This is a genomic window from Pseudorhodoferax sp. Leaf265 (assembly GCF_001422365.1).
Classification (GTDB): domain Bacteria; phylum Pseudomonadota; class Gammaproteobacteria; order Burkholderiales; family Burkholderiaceae_C; genus Pseudorhodoferax.
Genome location: NZ_LMMT01000010.1, coordinates 1 through 14,004, shown reverse-complemented (window position 1 = coordinate 14,004; position 14,004 = coordinate 1). Strand labels below are relative to the sequence as shown.

General features: G+C 68.3%; 15 protein-coding genes. 9 read left to right on the top strand and 6 right to left on the bottom strand.

Annotated elements, in window-relative coordinates:
- The first annotated feature begins 7 nt into the window (after positions 1 to 7).
- Entirely contained in the window at positions 8 to 610 is a 603-nt protein-coding gene (locus tag ASF45_RS10500) for a 5-formyltetrahydrofolate cyclo-ligase (protein WP_056661160.1), read from the top strand.
- A 15-nt stretch (positions 611 to 625) separates the two neighbouring features.
- Here the strand turns inward: ASF45_RS10500 and ASF45_RS10495 are convergent, their stop codons facing one another.
- Complete coding sequence (locus ASF45_RS10495) at positions 626 to 1,621, bottom strand: LysR substrate-binding domain-containing protein (protein WP_056661156.1); 996 nt, start codon at positions 1,619 to 1,621, stop codon at positions 626 to 628.
- A 108-nt stretch (positions 1,622 to 1,729) separates the two neighbouring features.
- Between ASF45_RS10495 and ASF45_RS10490 the strand changes: the two genes are divergently transcribed.
- Entirely contained in the window at positions 1,730 to 2,218 is a 489-nt protein-coding gene (locus ASF45_RS10490) for a DUF2917 domain-containing protein (RefSeq protein ID WP_056661153.1), read from the top strand.
- 9 nt (positions 2,219 to 2,227) lie between these two features.
- Here ASF45_RS10490 and ASF45_RS10485 read toward each other — a convergent pair whose 3' ends face one another.
- The 3 genes from ASF45_RS10485 to ASF45_RS10475 all read right to left on the bottom strand — a co-directional run bounded on the left by ASF45_RS10485 (position 2,228) and on the right by ASF45_RS10475 (position 4,483).
- A complete protein-coding gene (locus ASF45_RS10485; protein WP_056661471.1) occupies positions 2,228 to 2,887 on the bottom strand; it encodes a Crp/Fnr family transcriptional regulator in 660 nt (219 codons plus the stop codon).
- Positions 2,888 to 2,994: 107 nt separating this feature from the next.
- Positions 2,995 to 3,669, bottom strand: coding sequence for a helix-turn-helix transcriptional regulator (locus ASF45_RS10480; RefSeq protein WP_156472946.1), 675 nt, complete (start codon positions 3,667 to 3,669; stop codon positions 2,995 to 2,997).
- A gap of 151 nt (positions 3,670 to 3,820) precedes the next feature.
- Positions 3,821 to 4,483, bottom strand: a complete 663-nt coding sequence (locus ASF45_RS10475; protein ID WP_056661148.1) for a Crp/Fnr family transcriptional regulator — start codon at positions 4,481 to 4,483, stop codon at positions 3,821 to 3,823.
- A gap of 101 nt (positions 4,484 to 4,584) precedes the next feature.
- On the opposite strand from ASF45_RS10475, the gene ASF45_RS10470 reads away from it, so the two are divergent.
- On the top strand, positions 4,585 to 5,316 hold the full coding sequence (locus ASF45_RS10470; protein WP_056661145.1) for a Crp/Fnr family transcriptional regulator: 732 nt from the start codon (positions 4,585 to 4,587) through the stop codon (positions 5,314 to 5,316).
- A gap of 124 nt (positions 5,317 to 5,440) precedes the next feature.
- Positions 5,441 to 5,677 carry a hypothetical protein gene (locus ASF45_RS10465; protein ID WP_056661142.1) on the top strand — a complete coding sequence of 79 codons (237 nt, stop codon included), beginning with the start codon at positions 5,441 to 5,443 and terminating at the stop codon, positions 5,675 to 5,677.
- 4 nt (positions 5,678 to 5,681) lie between these two features.
- Here ASF45_RS10465 and ASF45_RS10460 read toward each other — a convergent pair whose 3' ends face one another.
- On the bottom strand, positions 5,682 to 6,518 hold the full coding sequence (locus ASF45_RS10460; protein ID WP_156472945.1) for a DUF6279 family lipoprotein: 837 nt from the start codon (positions 6,516 to 6,518) through the stop codon (positions 5,682 to 5,684).
- Between the two features lie 43 nt (positions 6,519 to 6,561).
- Here ASF45_RS10460 and glmU point away from each other — a divergent pair, with 43 nt between their 5' ends.
- Both glmU and ASF45_RS10450 read left to right on the top strand, forming a co-directional pair.
- Positions 6,562 to 7,971 (top strand): bifunctional UDP-N-acetylglucosamine diphosphorylase/glucosamine-1-phosphate N-acetyltransferase GlmU, encoded by a 1,410-nt coding sequence (gene glmU / locus ASF45_RS10455; RefSeq protein ID WP_056661136.1) that lies wholly within the window; start codon positions 6,562 to 6,564, stop codon positions 7,969 to 7,971.
- The gene (locus ASF45_RS10450; RefSeq protein ID WP_056661133.1) at positions 7,968 to 8,735 is read left to right on the top strand and encodes an ATP-binding protein; all 768 of its coding nucleotides are present in this window, start codon (positions 7,968 to 7,970) and stop codon (positions 8,733 to 8,735) included. Before glmU ends, ASF45_RS10450 begins: the two co-directional genes overlap by 4 nt.
- Here ASF45_RS10450 and ASF45_RS10445 read toward each other — a convergent pair.
- Complete coding sequence (locus ASF45_RS10445) at positions 8,686 to 9,177, bottom strand: Lrp/AsnC family transcriptional regulator (protein ID WP_056661130.1); 492 nt, start codon at positions 9,175 to 9,177, stop codon at positions 8,686 to 8,688. The genes ASF45_RS10450 and ASF45_RS10445 overlap by 50 nt on opposite strands.
- 134 nt (positions 9,178 to 9,311) lie before the next feature.
- Between ASF45_RS10445 and glmS the strand changes: the two genes are divergently transcribed.
- The 3 genes from glmS to ASF45_RS10430 all read left to right on the top strand — a co-directional run bounded on the left by glmS (position 9,312) and on the right by ASF45_RS10430 (position 13,863).
- The gene (gene glmS, locus ASF45_RS10440; RefSeq protein ID WP_056661127.1) at positions 9,312 to 11,213 is read left to right on the top strand and encodes a glutamine--fructose-6-phosphate transaminase (isomerizing); all 1,902 of its coding nucleotides are present in this window, start codon (positions 9,312 to 9,314) and stop codon (positions 11,211 to 11,213) included.
- 462 nt (positions 11,214 to 11,675) lie between these two features.
- Entirely contained in the window at positions 11,676 to 11,882 is a 207-nt protein-coding gene (locus tag ASF45_RS10435; RefSeq protein ID WP_056661124.1) for a helix-turn-helix domain-containing protein, read from the top strand.
- Positions 11,872 to 13,863, top strand: a complete 1,992-nt coding sequence (locus ASF45_RS10430; protein ID WP_056661121.1) for a class I SAM-dependent DNA methyltransferase — start codon at positions 11,872 to 11,874, stop codon at positions 13,861 to 13,863. Before ASF45_RS10435 ends, ASF45_RS10430 begins: the two co-directional genes overlap by 11 nt.
- The last annotated feature ends 141 nt before the right edge of the window (positions 13,864 to 14,004 follow it).

Below are 14,004 nucleotides of genomic sequence, written 5' to 3'. Positions count from 1 at the left end.
GAGGATTATGGAGAAATCGGCCGAGGACAAGGCGCGCGAACGCAAAGCCTTGCGCGCCGCACTGTTGGAAGCGCGCCTGGCCTTGCCCGACCGCATGGAGCGTGCGCGTGCCCTGCAGCAGGTCATGCGCATCTGGCTGGTCGGCCGGGCCGACACGGTGATCGGCGCCTACTGGCCGATCAAGGGCGAGTTCGATCCGCTGCCGGCGCTGCACCGCTGGAAGGAAGACGGCGAACTGCAGGGCGAGGCGACGCGCAAGCGCATCGGCCTGCCCGTGGTGGACAAGGTGCACAAGACCCTGACCTTCCACGCCTGGTACCCCGGCTGCCCGATGGAAGAGGACGCCTACGGCATTCCCAAGCCCAAGGGCACCGAGGTGGTGGTGCCCACGCTGCTGTTCGTGCCCTGCGTGGGCTATGCGGCGGGCGGCTACCGGCTGGGCTACGGCGGCGGCTTCTACGACCGCACGCTGGCCACGCTGCAGCCCAAGCCGCTGACGGTGGGGCTGGGCTTCGGCACGGGCTTCCTGGACGACTTCGAGCCCGAGCCGCACGACGTGCCGCTGGACGCCATCCTGAACGACCACGGCGTGGTCTGGCCGATCAAGTAGCCGGCCGCAGCCAGCTCAATCGATGTCGTCCACCGTGTCGGGGTCGGGCGCGTCGCCGACGGCCGCACGCGTGAGCGCCGCCTGGTCCATGAGCCAGTCGCAGAAGGCCCGGACCTCGGGCCGGGCCTCGCTGCGGGGCGCCAGCTTGAGCCAGTAGGTCATCGGCGAGTCCATGCGCCGATTGGGCAGCACCTCGACCAGGTCGCCATTGGCCATGCTTTCGGCCACCAGGGGCAAGCGCGCCAGCACCAGGCCCTGGCCGGCCAGCGCGGCCTGCACCATCTGGTAGGCATAGTTGAAGTAGAGCCAGCGCTGCGGCTGGAACTTGCGGGCGCTGGCGGCCGGCAACTGCAACTCGATCCAGCGCTGCCAGGTCAGCCACTGCAGGTGCGTGTAGTGCGCATCGCCGGCCTCGATCAGCGTGAACTGGGCCAGGTCTTCAGGTTGGTGCAGGCGCACGCCGCTCTTGAGCAGCCAGGGGCTGGCCACCGGCGTCAGCTGTTCGCCGAACAGGCGGCGGCCGTCGGCCGGCATGTTGGCGAAGTGGCCGTAGCGCAGCGACATGTCCACATCGGAGACGTCCAGGTCGACCACGGCGTCGGTGGCGTCGATGCGGATGTCGATGTCCGGGTGGTCGCGCTGGAAGGCTTCGAGGCGCGGGATCAGCCACATCGAGGCGAACGAGGCGAAGGTCGTCAGCGAGACGCTGCGCCGCCCCGCGCTCTGGCGGATCTGGCGCACGGCGCCGTCCAGCCGCTCCAGTGCCGGTGCGGCGGCGGCCAGCAGCTGCGCGCCGGCGCCCGTGAGCTCCACGGCGCGCGTGTGGCGCAGGAACAGAGGCACGCCGACCTCTTCCTCCAGGGCCTGGATCTGCCGGCTCACGGCGGATTGGGTGAGGGCCAGTTCCTCCGCCGCGACGCGGAAGTTCAGGTGGCGGGCCACGGCCAGGAAGGCACGCAGGTAGCCGGCCGCGATGGGCCGGGTGCGCAGATGGGTCTGGGAATGCTGCATGGGGTGATTGATGCGCGCGATGAATCAATAGCCTAGCCCGATTTCATTGGACCGCCAAGGGGCTGGCGACGATCATTCACTCCCAAGCACCGAACTCAGGAGCCCGCCATGTTCACCCAAGCCACGCAAAGTACGCATCAATCCTCGTCCGCCGCCGCCCTCCCGGGCTGCTGGAAGCTCGACGCCGGCCAGGCCCTCAGCCTGACCCCGTCCAGCGCGGGTGTGCTGCGCATTGCGCACGGGCGTGTCTGGGTCACCATGGACATGCTGCGCACCGACACCCAGGCCTCAGGTGACCTGTTCCTGGTCCCGGGGCGGGGGATGGTGGTGCAGGCGGGGCAGCGCGTGGTGCTCGAATCCTCGGGTGCCGAGCGCGGGGCCGCGGCCTACTTCGCCTGGGATCCGCTGCCGCAGACCCAGGCACGCGCAGTCGGCCGCGCCCTGCAGGCCGGCCGCTGGCAGCAGGCCGTGGCCCAGCCCGTGCGCGACCTCGGGCTCGCCCTGGGCCAGGCCGGCGCCGCGCTGGCACGGCTGGCGCTGGGCTTGGTCGGCCTGGTGCTGCCGCCGGCACGCGGCAGCATGCAACAGCAGTCCTGAGCGCCAGGACTACCAGCGCGCCGGCAGCTTCGCCAGCAAGGCGATGCGCCGGTCGCGCACGCCGACATAGCCGCCGGCCTCCAGGTCTTTCATGATGCGGCTGACCATCTCCCGGCTGCAGCCGACGCGGCTGGCGATGTCCTGCTGCGTCATGCGTTCGCGCATCAGCGCGGTGCCATCGGGCTGGGGTTCGGCCAACTCCGTCAGCAGCTGCGTGATGCGGCCGTAGACATCGGTGAAGGCCAGGTTGCGCACGGCGTTGGTGGCCGAGCGCGCGCGCCGGATCACCTTGCCCAGCAGATCCAGCGCAAAGCCAGGCTCCTGGCCGATGAAGGCCAGCAGGGTGGCGCGCGACACCAGCGAGCACACGGCCGGCTCCAGCGTGATCACGCTGGCCGAGCGCGGCCCGCCATCCAGCGCCATCTCGCCAAAGTAGTCGCCTGCGACGATCACGCCCAGCGTGATCTCGCGGCCGTTGGAATCGGTGCTGAAGACCTTGACGCGGCCTTCCATGACGACAAAGAGCGTGTCGCCATGGTCCGACTCATGGATCAGGATGGTGCCCTTGCGGTAGTGCCGCACGTCGCCCAGGGCGGCAAGGCGGCGCAAGGGGCTGGATGGGGCGGCGTTGGAACTGAACGCGTCGGTCTGTGCACTCAACTCGGACATCATGGCTCGACGTGCCGCGTGGCGGCGGCGCTGGTGTGGCGTGTTCGCGCCAGTCTAAGCCATGCATCCCGGCGCCGCGCGCGCGGGCGCGACGGGGGCCCGCAGGGTCAGACCAGGTGGCGTGCCATAGGCGGCAGCAGCGAGACGGTCTGCACGAGTTCGCGGATGGAGCCGCTGCGCGTCTTCTGGCGGATCGACAGCAGTTGGCTGCGCACGGTGGACACTTGCACGCCATGCTGGCGGGCCACCTCGTGCGGCCGCTTGCCTTCGCAGACGGCGGCCAGCACGTTGCTCTCGGCGGCTGTGAGGTCGCAGGAGCGGGCGAACAGCGCCAGCGTGGTGGCGTCGCACAGGCGCGGCTTGGAGAAGATCAGCAGGGCCTGGCCGTCTTCCTCGGGGCCGGCCAGCGGCACCACGGCCACCGTGGTGCGGCCAGGGCCCTTGTTGGCCGTCAGCAGGTCGCGCACGCCGGTGCGGGCCAGCGTGAGGCTGCGTTCGAGGGCGCGCTCGCCAACCGGTGTCAGCGCGCAGAGCTCGCCGGCCACCACCGACAGGCCGCTGCTGTGGTTGCTGTCGGCGCTCATCGCCAGCAAGGCGGCCGAGTTGGCGAGGTGCAGGCGGCGCGAACCGATCGAGATCAATGCAAGCCCGTAGTCCACATGCTCGATGATGCAGCGCAGCATCGTGGTCGCGTCGGAAAGAAATCGCCGCGGTGTGGCAGCGATGACGCTGCCGATGTCCCAGGCAGCCTCGGCGTGGACAGACGTTGAACCTTCCAACATGGCAGCTTCCTTGTTCCCCGCGGCATGGGCGAGGCCGGTGCGAAGCTTAGGTGGCGGGCCGGATGTGACGCCGTGTGAAACCCACAGGGGGTTTGTGACGTATGCACACAATTTGGCGCGAATTCTTGCAAAGAGCCGTGCGGTTTCGGCACTACCAGCGCGACGGCAGGGGCGTGCGCAGCACCAGCCGGCCGTCCAGGCGCTCCAGGTAGCCGGCCCCTTGCAGGTCCCTGAGGATGCGGTTGAGCATCTCTCGGGTGCACCCGACGCGCTGGGCGATCTCCTGCAGGCTCAGGTCCTCGGGCAGCACGGCGCGGCCGTCGCCCTCGGACCGGGCGACGCCACCGAGCAGCTTGGCCAGGCGGCTGTAGACGTCGATGAAGGCCAGGTTGCGCGCGCTGTTGGTGGCCATGCGCGCACGCCGTGTCACCTTGGCCAGCAGTTCCAGCGCGAAGCTGGGTTGGCGTCCGATGTAGGCCAGCAGCGCGTCGCGCGTGACCAGCGCGCAGACGGTGGGCTCCAGCGCCTCCACGGTGGCCGAGCGGGGGCCGCCGTCCAGCGCCATCTCGCCGAAATAGTCGCCCGCGCCGACATAGCCGAAGGTGATCTCGCGTTCCTGCGGGTCGTGGCCGTAGGCGCGCACCTGGCCCTGCATGACGACGAACAGCGTGTCGCCGCGGTCGGTTTCGTGCAGCAGCTTGGCGCCGCTGCCGTAGCGGCGCGGCGTGCCCAATGCGGCCAGCGCCCGCACGCTCTGCGGGTAGGCAGGATCGGCGCAGAACGCTTGCGCCACGGCATCCAGGCTGGAACCCATCGCTGCACCTCCATCGTCCCGGGTGCCGGGACGGTGCGAGTGTAGGAGCATGCGCGGTGCCCCTACACTCGCGCCCCGTGACGCCGTCCGACGCCCCTCCCATGCCGCAGCGCTGTGCGCACTGCGGTCTGCGCGCCAGCGGCGCTTTCCACCAACTCGCGGCGAGCGAACTCGGCTTCATCGAAGACCTGCGCAGCGCCACCGAGCGCGTACCGGCGGGCCATGCGCTGATTCGGGAGCAGGCCGATGGCGGCCGGCTCTACACGCTCTACGCCGGCTGGGCGTTCCGCTACAAGACGCTCAGCGATGGCCGGCGCCAGATCCTGAACTTCCTGCTGCCAGGGGACTTCTTCGGCCTGCAACAGCGCTTCTCGGAAGGCGCCACCTACGGCGTGGAGGCCTTGACCGAGGCCTCGGTCTGCGTGTTCCAGGGCAAGCGGCTGTGGGAACTCTACCGCGCCCAGCCGCGCCTGGGTTACGACCTGACCTGGCTCTGCGCGCGCGAGGAACAGATGCTGGACGAGAACCTGCTGACCACCGGCCGGCGCAGTGCGATGGAGCGGGTGGCGGTGCTGCTGATCCATCTGTTCAAGCGCCTGCAGCGGCTGGGGCTGGTCGCCGAAGACAACAGCTGCGCCTTCCCGCTGACGCAGCAGCACATGGCCGACGCGCTGGGCCTTTCGCTGGTGCACACGCACCGCACGCTGCGCCGCCTGCAGGCCCTGGGGCTGCACAGCCTGGAGGACGGACGGCTGCTGCTGCGCAACCCGCGCGCGCTGACGCAGCTGGCCGACTACGCGGCCCAGCCTCTGGAGAAATTGCCGCTGCTGTAGGACGGCGCCGACGCCTGTAACAAGCCGTGGACGACGGAGGAGCCGCAGCCCGCGCCCTAAGCTGGTGCATATTCTTGCCGACATGCTCCGTTCCGGGCACGCGGCGCTCCAGGATTTGACCGCCATGCACCAGGATTTCCGCGATTCCGTGTCCGCCGGGCTTCAGCACCGCCACATGCCGCCCGACAACCGCCAGCAGCAACAGGACAACGGCACAGGCGAGTTCCAACCGCGGGCGCAACAGGGCGATGCCTGGGGCGTGCCCGACGTACCGCCCAGCCTGCAGGCCTACCTGGAGCGCAGCCGGCAGCGCGGGGAGCTGCCGCAGCCGCGGCCGGCCCTGCGCCTGGCCAAGCGCTGACGCGTCAGCGCTGCGCGGCCAGCGAGCGGAAATCCTTCTCGTAGGCCTGCAGCCGCTTGACGGCGTTCTCGCGCTGCGCGGCCGTGGTGGTGTCGTGCAACAGCGCCAGGCCTTCGCACCCCTCCTCGATCTGCCGCTGCGCATAGGCCCGGTAGTCGGCCTGCGGTGACTGGCGGTAGCGCGCGAACAGGCCGCGCAGCGCACGCTCTACCTGCTCGGGCGGGGCTTGCTCGCCGGCCACGCTGCGCAGCGTCTGCAAGGTGTCTTGCTGGCGCCGCACGCGCTCGGCCTGCAGCTTGCGCGGGTCGTAGCTGGAGGCATCGACCTGCCGACGAAGCAGCGCCCGCTGCTCGGCGCTGAGCCGGCCATAGAAGTGTTCGGCGCGGTCCAGCGCCTTGTCGTAGCGCTTCTCGTGGAGTTTGTCTGGGCTCAAGTCCAGCCACTCCTTGCTGAAGTCTTCGTTGGTCTTGTTGTACTTGGCGTCCAGATGCTGCAGCTGCGCTGGCGTGAGGGTGCGCACCAGTTGCGCCGCGCCGGGCTCCGAGTGGGCGCTGATGTCGGCCAGCTGGCGCTGCACGTCGTCCACCAGCGCACAGGCCTGCGAGGCCGGCAGGTGTTCCTGCCCAGCCAGTGCCTGGGCACGTTGCAGCAGGCCGGCCATCTCGGGCAACTGCGTGCGGTGCCACTGCTGCAGGCTGGCCAGGTCTTCGCGCAGCCGGGTCGACTGCGAATCGTCGAAGTCCAGGTAGCTGTTGAGCCACCAGGTGCCAAAGGTGGGCACGTTGTTGTAGGCCAGCCGCACCGAGCTGCAGCCCACCATCAGGCAGGTCAGGGCGAGCACGATAATCCGCGCGGCATTGGAACCAGTGAAAGCGAGGTAGTGCATGGCATCCGTCGATGTGGTGGTCATGGCCGCGGGCAAGGGCACGCGGATGAAGAGCAGCATCCCCAAAGTGTTGCACCGTCTGGCCGGTCGCGCCCTGCTCGGGCATGTTCTGGACACCGCGGCCCAACTCGCGCCGCGACGCACCGTCGTCATCACCGGCCATGGCGCTGCGACGGTAGAGAGTTTCGTCCAACAGGCCGGGGCCGCCCAGGCCGCCCTGGCGCTGCATTGCGTCAGACAGGAGCCGCAGTTGGGGACGGGCCACGCCGTACAGCAGGCCGTGCCCGCGCTGCCCGATGACGGGGTCACGCTGATCCTCAACGGCGATGTGCCGCTGATCGCCGCCGACACGCTGCGCGCGCTGCTGGCCAGCTGCGCTGGCGAGCGGCTGGCGCTGCTGACGGTGGACATGCCCGATCCCACTGGCTATGGCCGCATCGTGCGCGATGGCGACGCCGTGCAGCGCATCGTCGAGCACAAGGACGCCACCGACGCGCAGCGCGCCATCCGCGAGATCTACACCGGCGTGATGGCCGTGCCCACGGCGCAGCTCAAGCGCTGGCTGGTGCGGCTGACCAACGACAACGTGCAGGGCGAGTACTACCTGACCGACATCGTGCAGATGGCCGTCGCCGACGGTGTTCCTGTGGTGGCGAGCAAGACGGCCGACCGCATCCAGGTCGACGGCGTCAACAGCCCGGTGCAGCTGGCCGAACTCGAGCGCGCCTACCAGCTGCGCCATGCCCAGCGCCTCATGGAGCAGGGCGTGCGCCTGGCCGATCCGGCGCGCCTGGACGTGCGCGGCCGGCTGGAGTGCGGCGGCGACGTGGAGATCGATGTCGGCTGTGTGTTCGAAGGCGAGGTGCGCCTGGGCGAGGGCGTGCGCATCGGCCCGCACTGCGTGATCGCCAACGCGCAGATCGCTGCCGGCACCGTGATCCAGGCCTTCTGCCACATCGAAGGCGGCACCGACACGGGCAGCCAGGTGCAGGTGGGCGCGGGCGCCATCGTCGGCCCCTACGCGCGGCTGCGCCCCGGTGCGAAGCTCGGCGAAGAGGTGCACATCGGCAACTTCGTCGAAGTCAAGAACTCCACGCTGGCCAAGGGGGCCAAGGCCAACCACCTGGCCTACCTGGGCGATGCCACCGTGGGCGAGCGCGTGAACTACGGCGCCGGCAGCATCACCGCCAACTACGACGGCGCCAACAAGCACCGCACGGTGATCGAGGCCGACGTGCACGTAGGCAGCAATTGCGTGCTGGTCGCGCCCGTCACCATCGGCGCCGGGGGCACCGTGGGCGGCGGCTCCACCATCACCAAGGACGCCCCGGCCGGTGCGTTGAGCGTGGCGCGCGGCCGCCAGGTCAGCATCCCGAACTGGACGCGCCCCGCGAAGAAGGCGAAGTGAGCGCGGACGGCCCCAGCGAACTGCAGGCGCTGCGCGCGCAGCTTGGCGCGGCCCAGGCCGATGCCGAGGACATGGCGCGCATGGTCTCGCACGACCTGCGCGCACCGGTGCGCCATGTGCTGGCCTATGGCGAAGTGCTGCGCGAGATGGCGGCGTCCGGCGAGGATCTCGCCCCCGCGCTGGCCCAGCTGGACCGCTCCTCTCGCCAGCTGGGCGACATGCTCGACGCCGTGCTGGCGCTGGTGCGGCTGTCGGGCGCGCCGCTGCAGCAAAGCGTGACCGATGGCGCCCTGCTCGTGGCCGAAGCCCGCCGCGCGGCCGAGGCCACCTTGCCCGAGGCCGACCGTGCGCGCGCCATCCGTTGGGACATCGCGCCCGGCCTGCCGCCCGTGCCGGGCGACGTGGCGCAACTGCGCCAGGCGTTGGCCGCACTGCTGGCCAATGCGCTCAAGTTCACGCGGCCGGCGGTCGAGCCCTGCATTCAGATCGACGGCGCGGTGCTGCCCGACGGTGGTGTGCAACTGCGCGTGCGCGACAACGGTGCCGGTTTCCCGCCGGCCCAGGCCACGCGCCTGTTCCAGCCCTTTGCACGCCTGCACGGCGCGCGCTTCGAAGGCCTGGGCATGGGCCTGGCCCTGGTGCAGCAGGTCGTGCGCCGCCATGGCGGCAGCGTGCGCGCCGAGGCCGCACCCGGCCAGGGCTGCACGGTCTGGCTCACCTTGCCGCGGGCAGCGGCAACCGGGTCTGGAACTTCGCCCGCTTGAGGCTGAAGAAGGCCTTCACGTTGCGCACGTTGGCGTCGGCCGTGAACAGCCGCTCGGCCAGCGCCAGGTAGTCCGGCATGTCGCGCGCGTGCACCACCAGGCAGAAGTCCGGCCCGGGCGAGACGCGGTAGCACTGCTGTACGGCGTCGTCGGCCACCACGCGCTGCTCGAAGGCGGCCAGCCGCTCGGCGTCCTGCCGGTCCAGCGTGATCTCCACCAGGGCCGTCAGCCCGTGACCCAGCACCGGCGCCAGTCGGTCCGGCGACAGGATGGCCACCTGGCGCTCCACCAGTCCTGCATCGACCAGCCGCTTGACGCGGCGCAGACAGGTGGGTGCAGACACATGCACGAGCTCGGCCAACGCCAGGTTGCTCAGCGAGGCGTCGCGCTGGAGTTGATCCAACAGCCGCAAATCGGTGGCATCAATTTCCAAAGATTCCATGAATTGATCATGAATGAAATTTTCTGTCCTTGTCGGCGGTGTGGGAAACAATATTCCGAATGGCGTGAAAAATCGAACAAAAAGAACAGTCTCCATCGCCTAGCATCCGCCCGCTCATTCACGGGAGAACCTCTATGTGCGGCATCGTCGGCGCAGTGTCCAAGCGCAACATCGTTCCCATCCTGGTCCAGGGTCTGCAGCGGCTGGAGTACCGGGGCTATGACAGCTGCGGCGTCGCCATCCATGCCGCCAGCCTGGGGCCGGCCGAAGGCGGCGGGCTGCAGCGGGCCCGCAGCACGGCGCGCGTGGCCGAACTCGTGGCCCAGGTGCAGGCCGAGCACATCGAGGGCGGCACCGGCATCGCCCACACGCGCTGGGCCACGCACGGCGCGCCGGCCGTGCACAACGCCCATCCGCACTTCAGCCATGGCCCGGGCGCCGAAGCGGCCGCGCGGCCGGGCCGCATCGCGTTGGTGCACAACGGCATCATCGAGAACCACGACGAGCTGCGCGCGGCGCTGAAGGCCAAGGGCTATGTGTTCCATAGCCAGACCGACACCGAGGTCATCGCCCACCTGGTCGACAGCCTGTACGACGGCGACGTGTTCGAGGCCGTCAAGGCTGCCGTGCGGCAGTTGCGCGGCGCCTACGCGATCGCCGTGTTCGCCAAGGACGAGCCGCACCGCGTGGTCGGCGCACGTGCCGGCTCCCCGCTGATCCTGGGCGTGGGCAAGGACGGTGGCGAGCACTTCCTGGCCAGCGACGCCATGGCCCTGGCCGGCGTGACCGACCAGATCGTCTACCTGTCCGAAGGCGACGTGGTCGACCTGCAACTGGGCAAGTACTGGATCATCGACAAGGCGCACAAGAGCGTGACGCGCCCCGTCAAGACCGTGCAGGCGCACAGCGGCGCGGCCGAGCTGGGCCCCTACCGCCACTACATGCAGAAGGAGATCTTCGAGCAGCCGCGCGCCATTGCCGACACGCTCGAAGGCCTGGTGGGCGTCGCGCCCGAGCTGTTCGACGGCCAGCCCGACGAGCAGGGCGTGAGCGCCAGTGCGCACCGCGTGTTCCAGGAGATCGACCGCGTGCTGATCCTGGCCTGCGGCACCAGCTACTACAGCGGTTGCACCGCCAAGTACTGGCTGGAGGGCATTGCCAAGATCCCGACCCAGGTCGAGATCGCCAGCGAATACCGCTACCGCGAGTCCGTGCCCGACCCGCGCACGCTGGTCGTCACCATCAGCCAGAGCGGCGAGACTGCCGACACACTGGCCGCGCTGCGCCATGCGCAGAGCCTGGGCATGGAACACACGCTGACGGTGTGCAACGTGGCCACCAGCGCCATGGTGCGCGAGTGCAAGCTGGCCTACATCACGCGCGCCGGTGTCGAGGTCGGCGTGGCATCGACCAAGGCGTTCACCACGCAGCTGGCCGGCCTGTTCCTGCTGACGCTGGCGCTGGCCCAGGCCAAGGGCAGGCTGACCGAGGAGGCCGAGCAGCGCCACCTCAAGGCCATGCGCCACCTGCCCGTGGCGCTGCAGTCCGTGCTGGCGCTGGAGCCGCAGATCATCACCTGGTCGGAAGACTTCGCGAAGATGGAGAACGCGCTGTTCCTCGGCCGCGGCCTGCACTACCCGGTGGCCCTCGAAGGTGCGCTCAAGCTCAAGGAGATCACCTACATCCACGCCGAAGCCTATGCCGCCGGCGAGCTCAAGCACGGCCCGCTGGCGCTGGTCACCAGCACCATGCCGGTGGTCACCGTGGCGCCCAACGACCAGTTGTTGGAGAAGCTCAAGAGCAACATGCAGGAGGTGCGTGCGCGCGGCGGCGTGCTGTATGTGCTGGCCGACGGCGACACCCGCATCGAGAGCGAGGAAGGCATCCACGTGATCCGCATGCCCGAGCACTACGGCGAACTCTCACCGCTGCTGCACGTGGTGCCGCTGCAGCTGCTGGCCTACCACACGGCGTGCGCGCGCGGGACGGATGTCGACAAGCCGCGGAATCTGGCGAAGTCGGTGACGGTGGAGTAGGGCGGCATGATGGAATGACTGGAGCAAATAAAGTTCGTCGGAGAAAAATAAAGTTGGTCTGACGGATCTTGCAATGCCGTGCGGCGATAGAGGTGGTCCGAACTTGACGACGATGCTGATCAAGGGCCTGAATCTATGGGGGCTATCGGTTTTCGGACCGGCCGGCTGTACCCGCCCAGTTGCTGTCGTTGCGCCTGCGGCGGCGAACATCGGATTAAGACTGGGTGGGGTCATTCGTTCCGCGACGGTCGAGTGTCGGCAGCCATCGTCACCGGCCGCTCGACAGTGCAACCAATTCACATGACAGCGCCTGACGGGCCCCCGTGGCGGACGCCGAGCTGAATAGCTCCTGTCCCCGGTGAGCTTAACGATCGTTGGCTGACATTGAGATTGCCGTAGGATGGCGTCCTTTGGAATCTAATGCCGCCACCACCCGTGAGTTCCGATCCTGGTGCAGAACCGATGACTGATGAAATCCTGACTGTCAAGGAGGTCGCGGTGCTGCTGAAGCTCGCCGAGAAGACCGTGTACGCCATGGCCGCGGCCGGGCAGATCCCCGCGTTCAAGATCCGCGGGCAATGGCGCATCAAGCGTACCGAACTCGACCGGTGGATGGATGCGCAGCCGCGTGGCGGTGAGGCCGGGGGAGGCAGCGACGATGGCCGCTGATCACAACACCTTCGCCAACCTCATCTGGCAGATCGCCGACCTCCTGCGCGGCCCCTACCGCCCGCCACAGTACGAGCGCGTGATGCTGCCGATGACGGTGCTGCGTCGCTTCGACTGCGTCCTCGCCGAGACGAAGGCGAAGGTCGTCGCCGCGCACGAGAAGCACAAGGGCGGCAGGCTCTCCGGCGATGCGCTCGACACCACGCTGAACAAGGTCGCGGGCCAGCGCTTCCACAACCATTCGCCGCTCAACTTCGGCAAGCTCAAGGGCGACCCGGACAACATTAATAAGCACTTGGTCAGCTATATCAAGGGCTTCTCGAGGAACGTCCAGCGCATCTTCGAGTACTTCGAGTTCGAAGCCGAGATCGAGAAGATGCACGAGGCGAACATCCTCTACCTCGTGGTCTCGAAGTTCGCCGACGTTGACCTCCACCCGTCGAACGTGCCGAACGAGCGGATGGGCCAGATTTTCGAGAACCTCATCCGCCGCTTCAACGAGCTCGCGAACGAGACGGCCGGCGATCACTTCACGCCCCGCGAAGTGATCCGCCTCATGGTCAACCTGCTCTTCATCCACGACGACAAGCTGCTCGCCACGGCGGGCACGGTGCGCAAGCTCCTCGACCCGGCGTGCGGCACGGGCGGCATGCTGGCCGAAGCGCAGCGCTACCTGCGGGAGCACAACACCGAGGCGAAGCTTTACTCCTACGGGCAGGACTACAACAAGCGCGCCTTCGCCACGGCGGCTTCCGACATGCTCATGAAGGAGGTGAGCCACAACGGCGGCGGCGACAACGTTCGCTTCGGTGACATCTTTACCGAGGACCAGTTCCCGTCCGAGACCTTCGACTACTTCCTGAGCAACCCGCCCTTCGGCGTCGATTGGAAGAAGCAGCAGAAGGAGGTCCAGAGGGAGCACGAGCAGCGCGGCTTCGACGGCCGGTTCGGCGCCGGCCTGCCGCGTGTGAACGACGGCGCGCTTCTGTTCCTGCAGCACATGTGGAGCAAGCGCGAGCACGTCAAGCCGAAGGAGCACAAGGAGGGCTCTCGGTTCGCAATCGTCTTCTCTGGCTCGCCCCTGTTCACGGGGGGCGCAGGCTCGGGCGAGAGCGAGATCCGCAGGTGGCTACTCGAGAACGACTGGCTCGAGGCCATCGTCGCGTTGCCGGAGTCAATGTTCTACAACACCGGCATCGGTACCTACGTCTGGGTCGTCACCAACCGCAAGGAGGGTCGGCGCAAGGGCAAGGTGCAGCTCCTCGACGCGCGCGACGTGTGGACGCCAGGCGGCAGCGAAGACAGCAAGCGCAGCCTCGGCGACAAGCGGAGGCACATGACCAGCGCGCAGATCGACGATGTCGTACGCCTCTACGGCCAGTTCGAAGAGGGTCCGCACTCCAAGACTTTCGACAACGCCGACTTCGGCTACACGCGGATCACCATCGAGCGGCCGCTGCGCCTGCGCTACCAGATGACGACGGACGACAAGGCGCGTTTCCTCGACGCCTGCCCGCACCTGCTCGACGACGTGCAGGCCATCGACCAGTTGCTCGGCCGCGAGACGCGCGTGGACTGGCCCGCAACGTGGGACGAGATCGAGGCGCTACTGAAGAAGCGCGGCAGCCGCTGGAAGGCGACCGAGCAGAAGCTCTTTCGCTCGGTGTTCACGCAGCGCGACGCGAAGGCCGAGCCGGTGTCGGCGGGCGGTCGTGGCTCCGGCTTCGAAGCCGACGCCGAACTGCGCGACTTCGAGAACGTGCCGCTCACGGAGGACGTGGAAGCGTACTTCGAGCGCGAGGTGAAGCCGCACGTCCCGGACGCTTGGATGGATCGTAGCAAGGACAAGGTCGGCTACGAGATCAACTTCAACCGCCACTTCTACGTGTTCACGCTGCCGAGAGCGCTCGCCGAAATCGACGCGGACTTGAAGGCTGCGGAGGACGAAGTCGTCCGACTGCTCCGCGCGGTGACGACATGAGTCACCCCGAGATTCGCCTCAAGTATGTTGATTTCCACGTATTCCTGACCCGCCATTTCCATCGAACCTTGACCCACCCTGGATAGAGCCCAGCGGGACTCATGGTGTGGATAACTTCTTCGGTTGGATAACTTCTTCGGT